Origin of the sequence: Micromonospora sp. WMMD975 (assembly GCF_029581215.1) — a bacterium.
Classification (GTDB): Bacteria; Actinomycetota; Actinomycetes; order Mycobacteriales; family Micromonosporaceae; genus Micromonospora.
This window is the reverse complement of sequence record NZ_CP120739.1, coordinates 6,583,617-6,601,658: the sequence shown is the minus strand read 5'-3', so window position 1 is coordinate 6,601,658 and position 18,042 is coordinate 6,583,617. Positions and strand designations below refer to the sequence as shown.

Sequence of the window (18,042 nt, the reverse complement as noted above, 5' to 3'; positions counted from 1 at the left end):
CCGAACCGGGCTTCCGGTGCTGTGTCTGGACGACTTCTACAAGGACGGCGATGACCCTACGTGCCCGCGACGAAACGGACAGGTCGACTGGGAGTCTCCCTTGTCCTGGGACGCGGACACGGCGGTGGAAACCATTGCCCGATTGGCCCGGGAGGGCAAGGCCGAAGTGCCGGTTTATGCGATCGGCGCGGACCGGAGGGTGGCTACCCGGCCATTTGTCGTCGACGGATCGCCGATCTTCGTGGCCGAAGGGATCTTCGCGGCCGAGATCGTCGCCGAGTGCCGACGCCGTGGGCTGCTCGCCGGGGCGTACGCGCTGCGCCGCCCGCGCGGCGCGACGTTCCTGCGCCGGCTCGCCCGGGACCTCGCCGAGCAACGCAAGGCGCCCCGGGTGCTGGTCCGGCGCGGAATCACCCTGCTGCGGGCCGAACCGGCCGTGCTGCGCCGGCAGACCGGGCTCGGCGCGGAGGCGGCCCGGGCCCGGGAGGTGCTGCGCGGAGTGGCCGCCCTGCTCGCCGGCCACCCGCACCGGTCGTGATCAGCCGATCAGCTTCGCGTACGCCGGCTTGATCACCTCATCGATGATCCGCAGACGCTCGTCGAACGGGATGAAGGCGCTCTTCATCGCGTTGATGGTGAACCACTGGAGCTCCTTCCAGCCGTAGCCGAACGCCTCCACCAGCAGCGCCATCTCCCGGGACATCGAGGTGCCGCTCATCAGCCGGTTGTCGGTGTTGACCGTCACCCGGAAGCGCAGGTCGCGCAGCAGCCCGATCGGATGGTCGGCGATCGACGCCGCCGCGCCGGTCTGCACGTTCGACGACGGGCACAGCTCCAACGGGATCCGTTTGTCCCGCACGTACGCGGCCAGCCGACCCAACGCGGGCGGGTTGCCCGGAACGATGTCGTCGACGATGCGGACGCCGTGGCCCAGCCGGTCCGCGCCGCACCACTGGATCGCCTGCCAGATCGATGGCAGCCCGAACGCCTCGCCGGCGTGGATGGTGAAGTGGAAGTTCTCCCGCTGGAGGTATTCGAACGCGTCCAGGTGCCGGGTGGGCGGGAAACCGGCCTCGGCGCCGGCGATGTCGAAGCCGACCACGCCGGTGTCCCGGTGCCGCACGGACAGCTCGGCGATCTCCTGCGAGCGGGCCGCGTGCCGCATCGCGGTGAGCAGGGTGCCGATCCGGATGGGCGTGCCCGCCTCGCCGGCCAGCGCGCTGCCCTCCCGGAACCCGGTGACCACCGCCTCGACCACCTCGTCCAGGGTCAGGTTCCGCTCCAGGTGCTGCTCGGGCGCGAACCGGACCTCGGCGTAGACGACGCCGTCGGCGGCCAGGTCCAGCGCGCACTCCCGAGCCACCCGGCGTAACGCCGGCGCGGTCTGCATCACGGCCACGGTGTGCGCGAACGTCTCCAGGTAGCGCTCCAGCGAGCCGGAGTTCGCCGCCTCGGCGAACCAGCGACCGAGCGCTTCCGCGTCGGTGGTGGGCAGCTCGTGGTCGGCCTCGGCGGCCAGCTCGACGATCGTCGCGGGCCGCAGGCCGCCGTCGAGGTGATCGTGCAGCAGCGCCTTCGGGACCTTGACGATGTCCTCGTACGAGATTGCGACCATGCCCAGACCCTAGTCACCGATGGTGCCGGCCGGGTCAGGGCCGCCAGCCGTACACCCGCTCGACCGCCAGGCGCAGCACCAGGCGGCCGTCGGCGACCATGGCGGCCCGGTAGTCCGCCCAGTCGGGATGCTCGCCGCGGATCCGGCGATAGACCTCGACCAGCTCCTCGACCGTCGCGTCGTCGGTCGCGGCGGCCGGCGAGGTCAGCGTCACAGTGCCCTCGGCCACCGCGTACGCCCCGCCGTCGGCGGTGGTCACGTGGAAGCTGGCCCGGGGGTCGCGGCGTAGGTTGCGCACCTTCGCCCGGTCGCCCGTGGTGGAGCACCGGATCAGGCCCGGCTCGGCCAGGTAGTCGAGGTTGGAGAGCTGGGGGCGGCCGTCGCGGCGCAGGGTGGCCAGGACCCCGCGACCGTGTGATCCGAACAGTTCCCACAGTCGCTCACTGGTTGCCATGCCTCAATCTAGATCCGTCGTCGGGCCGCAGGAATAGGATCTTCGGCGTGGCCGATCCCACTCTGCTCCCGGCGGTGCTGGCGCGGCTGCGCTGCCCGGTCTGCGGCGAGCCGCTGGCCGAGACCACCGCCGGCACCACCCGCGCGCTGCGCTGCCCGCGCCGGCACAGCTTCGACACCGCCCGGCAGGGATACGTCAACCTGCTCGCCGGCCGGGCCCCGCACAGCGGGGACAACGCGGAGATGGTCGCCGCCCGGGCCGACTTCCTCGCCGCCGGCCACTACGACACCGTGGCCGCCGCACTCGCCGCCGCCGCGACGGCGGTCGCGCCCGACGACCCGTACCCCCTGGTGGTGGAGCCCGGCGCCGGGACCGGGCGCTACCTCGCCGCGGTGCTGGCGGCGCTGCCGGACGCCGCCGGCCTGGCCCTGGACGTCTCCAAGCCGGCGCTGCGCCGCGCGGCCCGGGCCCACCCGCGGGCCGCCGCCGCGCTCGCCGACACCTGGCAGCGGCTGCCCCTGGCCGACCGGTCCACCGCCGTGCTGCTGAACGTCTTCGCACCGCGCAACGGCCCGGAGTTCCACCGGGTGCTCGACCCGGACGGCGCGCTGCTGGTGGTCACCCCGGCCGCCGACCACCTCGGCGAACTGGTCGAGGCGCTCGACCTGCTGCGGGTCGACCCGGCCAAGGCCGACCGGGTCGCCGGCAGCCTGGGCGCGCACTTCGTCGAGGAGTCCGCCACCGCGCACCGGGCCCGGCTGGCGCTGACCCGCACCGAGGTCACCACGCTTGTCGGAATGGGGCCCAGCGCCTGGCACGCCGACCCGGCGCGGCTCGCCGCACGGATCGCCGCGCTGCCCGAGCCGACGCCTGTCACGCTCGCCGTCCGGCTCGGCACACACCGCCCCCGTTAGGTCGACAGGTCGACCTCTTCCCAGCCCGGCGGCTCGTCATGGTACGGCCCGCGCAGCACCACCGCCCACTCCAGCGCCCACCGGCGCTGCCCGATCGCGTTCGCGTCCACGAGCCCGGGCAGCGCCTGGCCGGCCCGCTCGGTCTCCAGGTAGGCCCAGTCCAGGCAGTAGTGCAGGTCGAGCAGGGCGGCGGCGTCGGCGGGATGCTGCGGAGCGGCCAGGATGCGAGCCCGCCACTGCGGAAACGTCTCGCCCGTGACCAGGTGCGGCATCCGCTCGACCAGGCGCTCGTCCACCGGCACGGTCGGGTCGAGCTGCTTGGCCAGGCCGAGCACCCAGGCCAGCGAGAAGAGCGCGTCGTGGTGCAGCACGAACGACCTGTGGTCGCCCCGGCCGCCCATCACGAACTGCCACTCCGGCGGCGTCACCATCTCCACCAGGTGCGACTCCAGCAGCCAGCCCATCGCCGCCTGCGCGGGCATCCCGAAGCAGCGGGCCAGGATCACGTGCAGCACCGCGATCCGGGCCTCGATCTCCGGCGTCGGACGCAGCTCGATCTCGTCGCCCGGCTCCCACACCAGCGGGAACTGCGGCGGCGGCAGCGGAAGACCCAGCCGGGACAGCTCGTCGAGGCTCGCCTCACGGACGGCCCGGGGGTCGGGAGCGGATACGCGCAAGGTCAGTCCTTGTCTGCTCGCCTCGGCTCGTTGCCGGTCGGTCCCCCTGGCCTGCGAGGATAGCGGCTCCGACCGGGCCGGCACCATGGCCGGCCGGTCACCCGATCCGCTCGATGACGAGCGGGGTGCCGGCCGGGGCCGTCGGCGCCACCCGGACCGCCCGGCGCGCCTCGTCGAGCGCGGCCGGAATCCGCTCGGCGTGCTCGGCGCGCAGCTCGAACAGCGGATCGCCGACGCGGACCTGGTCGCCGGGACGTTTGTGCAGCACCACCCCGGCCGGGATGCTCACCGGGTCCTCCTTGCGGGCCCGTCCGGCGCCGAGCCGCCAGGCGGCCACCCCGACCGCGTACGCGTCGACCTCGGTCACCCAGCCGTCCTCCGCCGCGGTGACCAGCTCGACCTCGTTCGCGGTCGGCATCGGGGCGTCCGGGTCGCCGCCCTGCGCCCGGATCATCGCGCGCCAGGCGTCCATGGCCCGGCCGTCGCGCAACGCGGCGGCCGGATCGGTGTCCGGCAGGCCGGCGGCGTCGAGCATCTCCCGGGCCAGGGCCAGCGTCAGCTCCACCACGTCGGCCGGGCCGCCACCGGCCAGCACCTCCACCGACTCGGTCACCTCGACCGCGTTGCCGACGGCCCGGCCCAGCGGGGTGGACATCTCGGTGAGCAGGGCAACCGTGCGCACCCCGTGCGCGCCGCCCAACTCGACCATGGTGCGGGCCAGCTCGCGGGCGTCGTCGGCGTTCTTCATGAAGGCGCCGGAGCCCACCTTGACGTCGAGCACCAGCGCGCCGGTGCCCTCGGCGATCTTCTTGCTCATGATCGAGCTGGCGATCAGCGGAATCGCCTCGACGGTGCCGGTGACGTCGCGCAGCGCGTACAGCTTGCGGTCGGCCGGCGCGAGCCCGTCACCGGCCGCGCAGATCACCGCGCCGACGTCGCCGAGCTGGGCGATGAACTCGTCGTTGCTGAGCGCCGCCCGCCAGCCCGGGATCGACTCCAGCTTGTCCAGCGTGCCGCCGGTGTGGCCGAGCCCGCGGCCGGAGAGCTGCGGGACCGCCGCGCCGCACGCCGCGACGAGCGGGGTCAACGGCAGGGTGATCTTGTCGCCGACGCCGCCCGTGGAGTGCTTGTCCACGGTCGGCCGGGCCACCGACGACAGGTCCAGCCGCTCGCCGCTGGCGATCATCGCGGCGGTCCAGCGGGCGATCTCCGGCACGGTCATGCCACGCAGCAGGATCGCCATCGCCAGCGCCGACATCTGCTCGTCGGCCACCAGCCCCCGGGTGTACGCGTCCACCACCCAGTCGATCTGCCCGTCGCTCAGCTCACCCCCGTCCCGCTTCGCCCGAATGACGTCAACCGCCGTAAAAGCACTCACCACAAGATCCAATCAGTAATAGCGCGTGCGCGTGGTCCACCCGACCCGCGAACGGTGACCACGTCAGGCCTGGGCCGACCGTGCCCGGCGGAGGGATCAAGCCTGACCGCCCGGAGCCGGGCACGGTCGGCCCAGGCCCCCACCTCAACCCCAGCGAACCGGAATCTCCGTAGGAGGCTCACCCTCACCGGCCCAGAAAATAGCGCCGGACGCGTCCACCACGACCACGCGCGGCGTCCGCGCCAGCCCCCACTCGATCGCCCCGGTGGGATCGTCCCAGGTCGGGCCCTCCTCCAGCACACCGGTCTCGGCGCCCTCGGTGTCCCCCGCCGACCGCTCCCAGTACGCCGTCCAGACCTGCTGGCCGTCCGACAGGTCGGGGTGCACGAACACGGTGCCCCGGCCCCGCCAGGCGGCCAGCCGGTCCGGCACCACGGGCACCGGGTGCTCGCCGGTCACCGCCTCGATGTCGGCCACGTCGAAGGCGTGCGGCAGCAGCTCGGCCATCCGCAGCGGGCCGCCCTTCGCCTCGACCAGGCACTCCGGCCCGCCCTGCTCCCAGAGCAGCTGCCGGCACCTGCCGCACGGCATCAGTGGCTCGCCGGTCGCGTCGACGCAGGACAGCGCCACGATCCGGCCGCCGCCGGTGGCGTGCAGCGAGGAGACCACGCCGCACTCGGCGCAGAGCACCACGCCGTACGCGGCGTTCTCCACGTTGCAGCCGACCACCACGCGGCCGTCGTCGACCAGGGCGGCGGCCCCGACCGGGAACCTCGAGTACGGCACGTACGCGTGCCGCATCACCTCGGTGGCGGCGGCCCGCAGCCGCTCCCAGTCGATCTCCATCACGACTCCCATTCTGCCCAATTCACGCCGATCGGTCGCGGGTGTGGTCGGAGACGACGGTGCCCGGCGGGTCTGTCCCGCCGGGCGCGGTGCGTCGCGGGCGGTCAGCCCTTGACGTACGGCTTGCCGTCGGCGGCCGGCGCCCGGACCTTGCCGACCAGCCCGGCCACCGCCAGGATCGTCGCCAGATAGGGCAGCATCGCCAGGAACTGGTCCGGAATGCTGCTGCCGATCGCGCCCAGATAGGTGGCGAGCTGGTCGGCGAAGCCGAAGAAGAGCGCCGCGAGCAGCGCGCCGGTCGGGCTCCACCGGCCGAAGATCAGCGCGGCCAGAGCGATGAAGCCCTTGCCGCCGATCATGTTCTTGGTGAACGAGTAGAGCGCCAGCGTGTACGACGCCCCACCGACGCCGGCCACCAGACCGGCCATGATCACATTTCGGTAGCGCAATCCGAGCACCCGCACGCCGACCGTGTCGGCGGCGGTCGGGTGCTCGCCCACCGAGCGGGTCCGCAGACCCCACCGGGTCCGGAACAGCGCCAGGTGGATGACCAGCACCAGCAGCAGGCCGAGGTAGAGGAAGATGTTGCCCCGGAACAGCGCCGGACCGAGCAGCGGGATGTCCTTCAGCAGCGGGATCTCCCAGTTGCTGAACCGGGGCGCGCTGTTGTACTTCTCCGCGTCGGTCGCCATCAACCGCTCGTAGAGGAAGCCGGTGACGCCGACCGCCAGCAGGTTGAGCACGATGCCCATGACCACCTGGTCGACCAGGTAGCGGATGGCGAACACGGCGAGCAGCAGCGAGATGAACGCGCCGCCGATCGCGGCGGCCACCAGGCCCACCCAGACGTTGCCGGAGATGCTGCCGAACAGCGCGCCGGAGAACGCGCCCATCAGCATCTGGCCCTCGATCGCCACGTTCACCACGCCGGAACGCTCACAGAGCACCCCGGCCAGCGCGCCGAAGGTCAACGGCAGCGCCAGGATGAACGTCCCGCGCACCACGTTGACAAGCGGCATGAAGTTGCGCCCCTCGGGCGCGGCGGAGACCTGCCAGCACAGGAAGCTCAGCACGAAGGCGACCAGCCCGGCGCCGAGCAGCAGCGTGAACCAGCGCTTGGGCACGCCGGCGAGGAGGGCGGCTCCGGCCGCGGCGGCGACGACCCCGAACAGGATCGCGCCGACCGTGCCGTTGATCGCCAGGGCGGCCCCGCCCTCGGTCTCGCTGAGCGTGAAGCGGGCCTGCTGGTCGGTGGCGAGCGCGCCGAACAGCACCGTCGCGAGCACGCCAAGCGCCAGCAGGACCGCGCCGGCCTTCCGGGCGCGCGTCCAGAAACCCTCGTCGACCGCGGTGACCGCGACGTCCGGGACAGCGGTGGTGGACATGCTCACCAGCCCTTCGCGAGGCTCGTCTGCAGCCGGGCGGCGCGGGCCGCCCGGAGCTGGAAGATCGCCTTCACCAGGGCGGGCGCGGCGATGAAGATGACGATGAGGGCCTGGAGCACGGTGACCAGCTCGAGCGAGATCCCGGAGTACGACTGCATCCGGTTGCCGCCGGCCTGGAGCGCCCCGAACAGCAACGCCGCCAGCAACACCCCCCACGGTTTCACCCGGCCCAGCAGCGCGACCAGGATGCCGTCGAAGCCGATCTGCGCGACCACGAGCGGGGTCAGCGCGGTAGCGGTGGAACCGAGCACCATGTTCGAGCCGCCGAGGCCGGCCAGCAGACCGGCGACGACCATCACCAGCACGTACGTCTTGGTCACGCTGATGCCCGCGGTGCGGGCCGCGTCCGGGTTGGCGCCCACCGCGCGCAGCTCGAAGCCGAGCGTGGAGCGGTTGAGCAGCCACGCGACGAACCAGGTGGCAAGCACCGCGAGCAGGATGCCGGCGTGCACCCGCAGGTTGTCGCCGAGCAGCCGGGGAAGTTGCGCGGAGGACTCGACCGGCTTGCTGATCGCGTCCGACCGGTTCGGGTTCTGCACCCCGTTCTGGACGATGATCCAGGACAGGAAGTAGACCGCCACGTAGTTGAGCATGATCGTGTTGATCACCTCGTGGGCGCCGGTGCGTGCCTTGAGGATGCCCGGGACGAAGCCCCAGAGCGCGCCGCCGAGCGCGCCGGCGATCAGCGCCACCAGCAGGTGCACCCCGGGCGGCAGCGGCAGCGCGAAGCCGGCGACGGCGGCCAGGATGACACCGATGGTCGCCTGGCCCTGGGCGCCGATGTTGAACAGGCCGCCGCGGAAGGCGAGCGCCACCGACAGGCCGGTGAACACCAGCGGCGCGGCGTAGGTGAGCGTCTCCGAGATCGGGCCCATCGCGGCGGTGAAGCCGACCGCGTCCGGGTCGAAGATCGCACCCTTGAACAGGTTCGCGTACGCCTCGCTGACCACGTTCCAACTCGCGTTCAGCGCGTCCGCCGGGCGGGCGGTGATGTAGCCGTAGGTGGCCAGCACGTCCGGGTCGGAAACGATGATCAGCACGGCGCCGACAAGCATGGCGAGCACGACCGCGAGCACGGTCACGGTCACCGTGTTGGCGGCCCAGAGGTTGTCCAGGAAGAGCCGGCCCAGGCTGGGCCGGGCCGGCTCGGCCGGCGGCTGCTTCGTCGCGGTGGTGGTCGCCGGTTGCTCGGTGTCGCCGGACTGCGCGGTCGGCGTCGCCCGGGCTTCGGCGCGCGCCTCCTGCGGCTCGGTCGCCGGCTCCTTGTCCGGGGAGCCCGACGCCGGGTTCGGGTTCGTCATGCCTCGTCCTCGTTACTGGGGCCCTCGGGGGCCGGGGCGGCGTCGCCCGCGTTCGGGGTCGCGGCGTCGCCCGCGTTCGAGGGCGTGGCCGCGGTGTCCGGGGTGATGCCGGCCATCAGCAGGCCGATCTCCTCGCGTGGGGTGTCCGGGCCGACGATGCCGATGACCCGGCCGCGGTACATCACCGCGATCCGGTCGGCCAGGCCGATCACCTCGTCCAGCTCGCTGGAGACCACCATGACCGCGGTGCCGGCGTCCCGCTCCCGGACCACCTGGCTGTGGATGAACTCGATCGAGCCGACGTCCACGCCGCGGGTGGGTTGGGCGGCGATGAGGAGCTTCAGCGGCCGGGACAGCTCCCGGGCCACGATCACCTTCTGCTGGTTGCCGCCGGAGAGCGTGCCCACCGACGCGTCCGCCGACGAGGTGCGGACGTCGAACTGGTCGATCCGCTCCTTCGCCGACTTCGCGATCTCGTCCGGCTTCAGCGACAGGCCCCGGCCGAACGGCGGCCGGTCGTAGATGTCAAGCACCAGGTTCTCCGCGACGGAGAACTCCTTGACCAGACCGTCGACGCTGCGGTCCTCGGGCACGTAGCCGACGCCGGCACGGAGCACCTTCTTGGTGGACCAGCCCTTCGTCGAATCGCCGTCGAGGCGGACCGTACCGGCGAGCGTCGGGCGCAGCCCCATGATCGCCTCGATCAGCTCGGTCTGTCCGTTGCCCTGCACGCCCGCGACGCCGAGCACCTCACCGGCGTACACGGTCAGGTCGACGCCGTCGACGGCGCGTACCTGCCGGTCGTCGTCGACGACCAGGCCGGCGACCTCCAGGACCGGCCCGCCCGGCTGGGCGGGCTGCTTGTCCACGGTCAGCCGCACGTTGCGGCCGACCATCAGCGCGGCCAGCTCGTCCCGGCTGGCGCTCGGCTCGGCGGTGCCGACCGTCCGCCCGCGCCGGATCACGGTGATCCGGTCCGCGATCGCCTTCACCTCGCCCAGCTTGTGGGTGATGAACACGATCGACTTGCCGGCGGCCTTGAGCGACCGCATGACGGTGAGCAGCTCGTCGGTCTCCTGCGGGGTGAGCACGGCCGTCGGCTCGTCGAGGATGAGCAGGTCGACGTCGCGGGTGAGCGCCTTGACGATCTCCACCCGCTGCTGGATGCCGACCGGCAGGTCCTCGATCACCGCGTCCGGGTCGACCCGGAGGTTGTACCGCTCGGAGACCTCGGCCACCTCACGCCGGGCCCGGCGGCGGTCCAGGAGGCCGGCGAAGGGCACCGTGACCCGCTCGGCGCCGAGCATCACGTTCTCGGCCACGGTGAAGACCGGCACCAGCATGAAGTGCTGGTGCACCATGCCGATCCCGGCGGCGATCGCGTCCGACGGGCCCCTCAGCTTCAGCGGCTTCCCGTCGACCAGGATCTCGCCCTCGTCCGGCTGGTAGAGCCCGTAGAGCACGTTCATCAGGGTCGACTTGCCGGCGCCGTTCTCGCCGAGCAGAGCGTGGATCTCTCCAGGCTCCACCGTGAGGTCGATGTGGTCGTTGGCGACCAGATCACCGAACCGCTTGGTGATGCCGCGCAGTTCGAGTCTCAGCGCAACCTCCTGGAGTGCGAGCGATGGTGCCGCGTAGCGACTGCCACGCGGCCACCACGCCGGGTGGGCGATCAAGGTGACCGGCCGCCCCGGGCGCGGGGTTCGGACCCCGTACACCCGGGACGGCCGGATCGTGCTACCTGGCGCCCGCCGGCCCCGCTGCCGATGATCTCACCGTGGCGGGCGGCGGAGCGGTCACTTGGTCGGCTGGGCCTTCGAGGTGACCGTGATGGTGCCGGCGGAGATGTCCGCCTTGATCTTGTCGACCTCGGCCTTCAGGTCCGCCGGGACCTTGCTGTCGAAGTCGTGGTACGGCGCGATCGAGACGCCGGAGTTGGCCAGCGTGCCCACGAAGCCCGGGGTGGACTGGAGCTTCTCGCCACCGGCGGCCTTCAGCACGGCCTCCTTGACGGCCTCCGGGATGTTCTTGACGACCGTGGTCAGGATCGCGGAGCAGTCCGGGGTGCTCTCGCAGCCGTCGACGTCCACCCAGACGACCGAGTACTTGCCGCCGGAGGCCTTGGCCGCGGCGGTGGTGCCCAGGCCGGAGCCGCCGGCGACCGGCATGACGATGTCGGCGCCCTGGGCGACAAGCGCGTCGGAGACCTTCTTGCCCTCGTCCTGCTTGACGAAGTCGTTGGTGAAGGAACCCTTCTGGGTGGCCTTGTCCCAGCCCAGCACCTGGACGTTCTTGCTCTTGGCCTTGTTGTAGTAGGCCACGCCGTCGGCGAAACCGTCCATGAAGATGGTGACCGGCGGGATCGGCAGGCCGCCGTAGGTGCCCACCTTGCCGGTCTTGCTCATCCCGGCGGCCAGGTAGCCGGCCTGGAACGCGGCCTGCGCGGTGTCGAACTGCATCGGGTAGACGTTCGCCACGCCCGGGTTGGCGTCCACGATCCCGAACTGCTGGTTCGGGTTCGCCGCGGCGGCCTTCTTGGTGGCGTCCTGCATCAGGCCACCGACGGCCAGGATGAAGTCGCACTTCTGGTTGACGAACCCGGTCAGGTTGACCTCGTAGTCCGCCTCGGCCTTCGACTGGACGTTCTTGATCTCGATGTTGTCGTTCTCCTTCTGCGCCTCCTGAAGGCCCTTCCAGGCGGAGGTGTTGAAGGACTTGTCGTCGATACCGCCGACGTCGGTCACCATGCAGGCGCTGTACTTCTTGCCGCCGGTGTCACCGGCGTCGTTGTTGTCGTCGGGGGCCTCACCACAAGCGGCGGCGCCCAGCACGAGGCCACCCGCCACGAAGGCGGAGGCGATCCGCATCCCACGCACAGAGCGCAAGACGTCTCCTTCCCATTGCCGACCGCGTCGTGCGCGGTGGCAGCCCTTGCGCCGGCCTGCGGTGTGCCGCCGGCGTCCCACGTTACGGACGGGAGCGTACGCCCGCGCCCACCCACCGGCCGACAATCGTGCACGACTGTTGAGCGTCCGTTACCCCGGTGTAACCCTTGCGTGGGGCAGATCACTAATCGGGCTGGTAGGCGTGCGCGCACGTGTCCCGAACGTCCGCTTTCCGGGACCTTCCGGGTGCCCGGCGGCCTATCGCCAGAACACCGCGACCGCCGCGTTGAGCAGCGTCAACCCGATGATCGCGAGGAAGTGGCCACGGTGCACGGACTCCCGCTTACGGGAGAAGAAAACCATGACGAAGATGAGCAGCGCGAGCACCAACTTGGTAACAAGCTTCGCCGGGGCCGGCTCGTCGCCGTCGCGCAGGGGCGCGGACAGTCCGAGACCGGTCAGGATCTGGATCACCGACCCCCACAGCATGGCCGCGTTGATCCGCAGGCGACCGGTGACGTACTGGGCGATCCCGCCGCCGAGCAGCAGCGCGAAACCGATCAGATGGACGTAGAGAAGGATCAGTCGAAGAGCTTCCACGCCGCCCATCCTCTCTCATCAACGACGCCGTGTAGTAGTGGGGCCGGCGAGGTGCCGTCATACCGTGACCTCCGCCGGCACCACCTACCTCGCCGGCGCTCACACGGGCTCAGGTGTTAAGCGGGGGCCCCTGCTATGCAGAATGCGTTAAGCGGGGCCCCCGCCTTGCACGCCAGAGCTGGAAGGTGGGGCCGTCGGCGGGGAGGGGGGCGTTCGGGTGCAGCGCGGGCGCGCCGCCGTAGATGTTGTCGGCGGCGGGCAGGCCCGGCAGATGCACCGGGACGCCGGGGGCGCGGCGGGCCAGCGCCAGCACCGTGCCGGTCGGCGCCTCCCGGAGGAAGACGAGCGTGTCCGCGTCGGCGTACACCCACCGCAGGCCGCCGTGCCGCAGCGCCGGCTCGTCGCGGCGCAGCGCCAGCAGTGACCGGTACGCCTCGAACGTGCGCCGGTCCCAGCTCTCCGGCCGGTGCCACGGCATCGGGGTACGCGACCCCTCCCCGTTCGTGCCGGTGAGCCCCAGCTCGTCACCGGCGAAGACCACTGGCGTGCCGGGCATGGTGGCGAGCAGCCCGGCGGCCACCTCCTGCCGGGCCGCGTCGCCGACCACGGTGCGGATCCGGGCCGAGTCGTGCGAGCCGAGGAGCTGCCAGGAGTGCGTGTACGACCGCCAGGACACCAGCGACCGGTAGGCGTTCATGGTGGCCAGCACCGCGTCCGCGTCCCGCCGCCGCACCCCGCCGGGCGTACCGAGGAAGTTCGGCACCGGATCGTCGCCGGCGCGCAGCCAGGACCACACCGGGTCGGTGAAGCCGACGTAGTTCATGGTCCCGTGCCAGCCGTCGCGGTCCAGGTCACCGGTGTGGTCGTGGCCGTGCTCGGCGAGCAGCAGCGCGTCCGGCCGGGTCTGCGCGACCACCTCACGGAGCAGCCGCGCCACCTCGTGGGTGTACGCGTCCGCGCCCCGCCGGCCGGTCATGTTCGCCACGTCCACCCGCCAGCCGTCCAGCCCGTACGGCGGGCGCAGCCAGCGGCGCAGAAGCGAGTCCTCGGCGGTGGCGAAGCGGTGGCGCAGCTCCGCGCTGCCCCAGTTGAGCTTCGGCAGCGACGTGACCCCGTTCCACGACTCGTAGTCGGAGCCGGGGAGGTCGAAGTAGTACAGCTCCCGCTCCGGCGCGTCCACGTCGGAGACGGCGTCGGTGAACCAGCGGTGCGCGTCGCCGGTGTGGTTGCTGGTGATGTCGCCGACCAGCCGCCAGCCCCGGGCGCGTACCGCGTCGGCGAGCCGGACCAGCGCCGCGTCGCCGCCGAGCAGCGGGTCGACGGTGTCGAAGCTTGATGCGTCGTACCTGTGGTTGGAACGGGCCGGGAAGATCGGCGTGAGGTAGACCGTGTTGACGCCGAGCCGCTCCAGGTGGTCCAGGCGCTCGGTGATCCCGTCGAGGTCGCCGCCGTAGAACTGGCGGGGCGTCTCCGGGCCGCGCCCGATGACCGGCGTGTCCCAGTCGCACGGAATGGCCCAGTCCGGCGCGGGGCGGCCGTCCGCGGCGGCGGAGCGGGCGAACCGGTCCGGGAAGATCTGGTAGATCACCGCGTCCCGGGTCCAGGCCGGCGGCGGCGCGTGGCTGACCAGCTTGAAGTCGCCGTGGTCCGGCACGTCGTGGCCGGCCGTGCCGGCCGCGTTCAGCCAGCGGGCGCCGGCGGCGCCGTCGAGCAGGAAGCGGTAGTTGCTGACCGGGTTGCGGACCTCGACCTCGGCCCGCCACCACACGTCGCCGCCGGCGGTGCGGTCGACCACCGCCTCGGCGAAGCGGGGCTCGCCGTCGCCGGTGGTGCGCAGGTACACCTGATCGACGCCGGCGCCGACGGGCACCCGGACGAACACGGGGACGGTCTGCCCGAGCGCGGGCTCCTGCTCCGGCACGTAGGTGGCGGATCCGTCGTGGTGCGGTTGGAGGGACATGGTGCGGCCTTTCGCGTCGTACCGACAGGGAGTGGGGCGGGCACCCGCCGCGGTCGGTTCACCCGACCGCGGCGGTCCGCCCGAGAACCGCTCCGGTGTACGCCGACACGACGCCCTTGCCGCAGCGTGAGCCGAGGAGGCTCAGCCCTTGACCGCTCCGGAGGTGAGGCCGGAGACGATGTAGCGCTGGAGCAGTTGGAACACCAGCACCGTGGGGATCGCGGTGAGCAGCGTGCCCGCCGCGAACATCCCGAAGTTGTTGTTGCGTTCACCGGCCACCAGGCCGTACATGCCGACGGCGAGGGTCTTCGACTCGGTGTCGGTGAGGAACACGTTGGCGATGATGAACTCGTTGATCGACCCGATGAACGCGAGCAGGCCGGTCACCGCCAGGATCGGCGCCACCAGCGGCAGCATGATCCGGAAGAACACCTGCACGTGCGAGGCGCCGTCCATGGTCGCCGACTCGTCCAGTTCCTTCGGCAGCGTGTCGAAGAAACCCTTCATCAGCCAGGTGTTGGCCCCCAGCGCGCCACCCATGTAGAGCAGGAACAGGCCCCACGGGGTGTTGAAGCCGATGCCCGGATAGAGATCGGTGATCGTGGTGAAGATCAGGAAGATCGCCACGATGGCCAGGAACTGCGGGAACATCTGGATCAGCAGCAGCGTGAGCAGGCCGACCCGCCGCCCGGCGAACCGCATCCGGGAGAACGCGTACGCGGCAAGCGCCGACAGGAAGATCGACGCGAAACTGGCCACGCCCGCCAGCAGCAGCGAGTTGAGGAACCAGTGGCCGAACGCGGTCCGGTCGAACAGGTTGGTGAAGTTCTCCAGCGAGGCCCCGGTCGGCAGCAGCTCGGTGGAGGAGAGCGTGCCGAGCGGGTTGAGCGCCGCGGAGATCACGAACATGATCGGGAAGAGGCTGAACAGCACCGCCAGCACCCCGACCAGATGCCGCCAGCCCACCTGCGCGAACCACCTGTTGCGCGACCGACGGGCGGCCGGCGTTTCCGCGATGCCTGTCACGAGTACACCTCCTCCTGCTTGCGGGTGCGCCGGAAGCTGATCGCCGACACCGTCGCCACGATCGCGAAGATGAAGATCGAGACGGTGGCGGCCAGGCCGTACTCCGCGCCCTGCGCGCCGAACGCCAGCCGATAGGTGTACGTGATCAGCAGGTCGGTGGCGCCGTTACGCGGGTTGTCCGGCGCGAACGGCCCGCCCTCGGTGGTGAACAGGATCGCGTTGACGTTGTTGAAGTTGAACGCGAACGACGCGATCAGCAGCGGCGAGAGCGCCACCAGCAGCAGCGGCAGGGTGACCGCCCGGAACGACTGCCAGGGGCTGGCGCCGTCGACCGAGGTGGCCTCGGTCAGCTCCCGCGGGATGGCCTGGAGCGCGCCGGTGGCCACCAGGAACATGTACGGATAGCCGAGCCAGAGCTGCACCAGCAGCACCGCGATCCGCGCCGACCAAGTGCCGCCGAACCAGTCGACGTCCAGCCCGAACAGGTTGTTCAGCAGGCCGAAGTCGGTGTTGAACATGTCCCGCCAGACCAGCAGCATCGCGAACGACGGCATGGCGTACGGGAGGATCAGCAGCACCCGGTAGACGTTGGTGCCCCGCATCCGGTGCGAGTGCAGCGCGAGCGCGATGGCCATGCCGAGCAGGAACGTGAGGCCGGTGGAGCCGATCGCGAACGCGAAGTTCCAGGCCAGCGTGCCGAAGAACGGCCCGGAGATGTTCGGGTCGGTGAGCACCGCGCCGAAGTTCTCCAACCCGACGTTCACCTTCCAGCCCTGGGTGAGCCGTTCCCCGTCGGCGGCGACGAAAGAGCCGACCTTCTCGTCGGCGGTCCACGTCCGGCCGCTCTCGCTGTCGGTGACGCAGTCGCAGCCCGCGTCGTACGCCCGGGCCGCCTTGCCCTCGTAGGCCCGGGTGAGGCCGTTGGAGCGGATGGCGCCGGCGTCGGTGGGCACGATCAGCGCGGTGACGGCGTCGCTGCGGCTGCTGGCCTGCCCGATGTTCAGCACGGTGTAGCCGTCGGCCGCGGTGATCCTGCCGCTGAGGCTGCTGACGGTGACCGCGCCGGCGTCGAGCGGACGCAGCCCGCCCGCGTCGCCGGCGAAGACCTCCTTGCTCTTCGGGTCACTGAGCAGGAAGACCAGGGCGCCGGTCGCCGGGTCGCCCTTCGTGGCGATGGTGAGGGCGTACTCGGTCGAGCCGGGAACCTGTTTCACCGAGGACGTCTGGATGGCGACCACCGCGTCGGCCTTGCTGCCCCGGTGGCCGTCGCCGTAGTTCGTGAACGCGGTGCTCGCGGTGAACAGCACCGGGAGGATCTGGAAGGCGACGAGGAAGAGCGTGCCGGGGACCAGATACTTGGCCGGGATGTGTCGGCGGCCCAGGTAGAGGTAGAACAGCGCGACGGTGGTGGCGACCAGGACGGCCAGCCCGATCCAGTGCTCGGCCTCGACGAGCGGGAACGCCGCCCAGATCGCGATCCCGGCCACCAGGCCGAGCAGGACCACCTTGACGACGAGGCCGGTCGCGGTGATCGGCGCGTGGTTCCGCGCGGTACGGGACGTGCCCGGGGCGGGCTCCCGGCCCGGGGTCCGCCTGGACCCCGGGCCGGACAGCGGCGCGCTCATTACTTGATCTGACCCTGGATGGTCTTGCCGGCGGCCGTGATCGTCCTGGCCGGGTCGGCGCCACCGATGACGGCGGCCTCGGCCTTGCCGAACGGGTCCCAGATCGCGGCCATGGCCGGGATCGCCGGGAGCACCTGGCCGTTCCTGCCGGCCTCGGAGAACTTGGCCAGGTCCGCGTCCTCGCCCTTGACCTGGTCGAAGGCGGCGGTCAGCGCCGGCGGGCGCGGCTCGGCCCGGTACAGCGCGACGGCCAGCTCGGGCTTGGTCACGTAGTTGGTGACGAACTCCTGGGCCAGGGCCTTGTTCTTGCCCTTGGCGGCGACGTAGAACGCCTGGACGCCCACGAACGGCTGGGCCTCCTTGCCGCCGGCGAAGCCGGGGACCGGGGAGATGTCGTACTTGATGCCGGCCTTCTTGGCGTCGGCGACGGCCCACGGGCCGGAGACCAGGAAGGCGCACTTCTTGCCGGTGAAGGTGGAGATCGAGTTCTCCGGGGTGATGGACCGCTTCAGCGCGCCCTCGCCCTTCTCGCCGAGCTTCGCGATCTTCTGGAACGCGGCGATCGACTCCGGCTTGCCCACGCCCAGGTCCGTCGGGTCGTAGTCGCCGTTGGCGGCGGTGCCGAACAGGTAGCCGCCGGCCGAGGAGTACAGCGGGTAGATGTGGTACGCGTCGCCGTTCTGGCCGGACTGGAGGCAGAGGATCTCGCTCGCCTTCTTCTGCGCCTTGAGCTTCTTGCCGGCGGCCACCAGGTCCTCGATGGTCTTCGGCGCCTCGGGGGCCAGCTCGGTGTTGCGGATCAGCGCGACGTTCTCGGTGGCGTAGGGCACGCCGTAGAGCTGACCGTTGAACGTGACGGCCTTGATCGCGGTCTCGTTGAAGCCGCTCTTCTGCTCGGCCGGGAGCTGGACCGGGTCGATGGCGCCGTTCTGGACCAGGTTGCCGATCCAGTCGTGCGCGCCGACCACGACGTCCGGGCCGCTGCCCTGCTGGGAGGCGGTGACGAAGTTGGTCTGCAGGTCCTTGGAGACGGCCTGGACCTCGACGGTGACGCCGTTCTCCGTGCCGAACTCCTCGGCGAACGGCTTGAGGGCGGCGGTGCGCTTGTCGTCGGCCCAGATGACCAGCTTGCCGCCGGTCGCCTTGCTGGCGGACTGCTCGGCGGCCGGTTTGTCGCTGCCGCTGTCACCACAGCCGGACGCGGCGAGCGCCAGGCCGAGGGCGGCGACCACACCCGCGGTACGGATGCGCATCGGTACTCCTGTCGTCATGGCGGCACGCCGGGGGAAGGGCTACCGCCAGTGGAAGATCTCTGA

The 18,042-nt window shown here is 71.4% G+C and carries 16 protein-coding genes; 2 read left to right on the top strand and 14 right to left on the bottom strand.

Features of this window, described 5'->3' with window-relative positions; translation table 11 throughout:
- Window positions 1-241 precede the first annotated feature (241 nt).
- Window positions 242-538 (top strand): hypothetical protein, encoded by a 297-nt coding sequence (locus tag O7613_RS29830; RefSeq protein ID WP_282291181.1) that lies wholly within the window; start codon window positions 242-244, stop codon window positions 536-538.
- Here O7613_RS29830 and O7613_RS29825 read toward each other — a convergent pair whose 3' ends face one another.
- Both O7613_RS29825 and O7613_RS29820 read right to left on the bottom strand, forming a co-directional pair.
- Complete coding sequence (locus O7613_RS29825) at window positions 539-1,615, bottom strand: adenosine deaminase (RefSeq protein ID WP_281585023.1); 1,077 nt, start codon at window positions 1,613-1,615, stop codon at window positions 539-541.
- Between the two features lie 34 nt (window positions 1,616-1,649).
- Entirely contained in the window at window positions 1,650-2,069 is a 420-nt protein-coding gene (locus tag O7613_RS29820; RefSeq protein WP_281585024.1) for a PPOX class F420-dependent oxidoreductase, read from the bottom strand.
- Between the two features lie 62 nt (window positions 2,070-2,131).
- On the opposite strand from O7613_RS29820, the gene O7613_RS29815 reads away from it, so the two are divergent.
- On the top strand, window positions 2,132-2,983 hold the full coding sequence (locus tag O7613_RS29815) for a putative RNA methyltransferase (RefSeq protein ID WP_282294650.1): 852 nt from the start codon (window positions 2,132-2,134) through the stop codon (window positions 2,981-2,983).
- Here the strand turns inward: O7613_RS29815 and O7613_RS29810 are convergent.
- The 12 genes from O7613_RS29810 to O7613_RS29755 form a co-directional block, all read right to left on the bottom strand.
- The gene (locus tag O7613_RS29810) at window positions 2,980-3,660 is read right to left on the bottom strand and encodes a DUF4272 domain-containing protein (protein WP_282286683.1); all 681 of its coding nucleotides are present in this window, start codon (window positions 3,658-3,660) and stop codon (window positions 2,980-2,982) included. The two genes, O7613_RS29815 and O7613_RS29810, sit on opposite strands and share 4 nt — an antisense overlap.
- A gap of 97 nt (window positions 3,661-3,757) precedes the next feature.
- A complete protein-coding gene (locus tag O7613_RS29805) occupies window positions 3,758-5,038 on the bottom strand; it encodes a thymidine phosphorylase (RefSeq protein ID WP_282291180.1) in 1,281 nt (426 codons plus the stop codon).
- Window positions 5,039-5,182: 144 nt separating this feature from the next.
- Window positions 5,183-5,896, bottom strand: a complete 714-nt coding sequence (locus O7613_RS29800) for a cytidine deaminase (RefSeq protein WP_282291179.1) — start codon at window positions 5,894-5,896, stop codon at window positions 5,183-5,185.
- A 92-nt stretch (window positions 5,897-5,988) separates the two neighbouring features.
- On the bottom strand, window positions 5,989-7,269 hold the full coding sequence (locus O7613_RS29795; protein WP_281585028.1) for an ABC transporter permease: 1,281 nt from the start codon (window positions 7,267-7,269) through the stop codon (window positions 5,989-5,991).
- Between the two features lie 2 nt (window positions 7,270-7,271).
- Window positions 7,272-8,630, bottom strand: a complete 1,359-nt coding sequence (locus O7613_RS29790) for an ABC transporter permease (protein WP_282291178.1) — start codon at window positions 8,628-8,630, stop codon at window positions 7,272-7,274.
- A complete protein-coding gene (locus O7613_RS29785; protein WP_348775395.1) occupies window positions 8,627-10,348 on the bottom strand; it encodes an ABC transporter ATP-binding protein in 1,722 nt (573 codons plus the stop codon). Before O7613_RS29785 ends, O7613_RS29790 begins: the two co-directional genes overlap by 4 nt.
- Window positions 10,349-10,426: 78 nt before the next feature.
- On the bottom strand, window positions 10,427-11,497 hold the full coding sequence (locus O7613_RS29780) for a BMP family ABC transporter substrate-binding protein (RefSeq protein ID WP_281590508.1): 1,071 nt from the start codon (window positions 11,495-11,497) through the stop codon (window positions 10,427-10,429).
- 276 nt (window positions 11,498-11,773) lie between these two features.
- A complete protein-coding gene (locus O7613_RS29775) occupies window positions 11,774-12,115 on the bottom strand; it encodes a hypothetical protein (RefSeq protein WP_281585030.1) in 342 nt (113 codons plus the stop codon).
- A 133-nt stretch (window positions 12,116-12,248) separates the two neighbouring features.
- Complete coding sequence (locus O7613_RS29770; protein ID WP_282291177.1) at window positions 12,249-14,075, bottom strand: glycoside hydrolase family 13 protein; 1,827 nt, start codon at window positions 14,073-14,075, stop codon at window positions 12,249-12,251.
- A 141-nt stretch (window positions 14,076-14,216) separates the two neighbouring features.
- A complete protein-coding gene (locus tag O7613_RS29765; protein ID WP_281585032.1) occupies window positions 14,217-15,101 on the bottom strand; it encodes a sugar ABC transporter permease in 885 nt (294 codons plus the stop codon).
- A complete protein-coding gene (locus O7613_RS29760; protein ID WP_282291176.1) occupies window positions 15,098-16,726 on the bottom strand; it encodes an ABC transporter permease subunit in 1,629 nt (542 codons plus the stop codon). The genes O7613_RS29765 and O7613_RS29760 overlap by 4 nt, the downstream gene beginning before the upstream one ends.
- Window positions 16,726-17,979, bottom strand: coding sequence for a maltose ABC transporter substrate-binding protein (locus O7613_RS29755; RefSeq protein WP_281585034.1), 1,254 nt, complete (start codon window positions 17,977-17,979; stop codon window positions 16,726-16,728). The genes O7613_RS29760 and O7613_RS29755 overlap by 1 nt, the downstream gene beginning before the upstream one ends.
- Window positions 17,980-18,042: the final 63 nt, after the last annotated feature.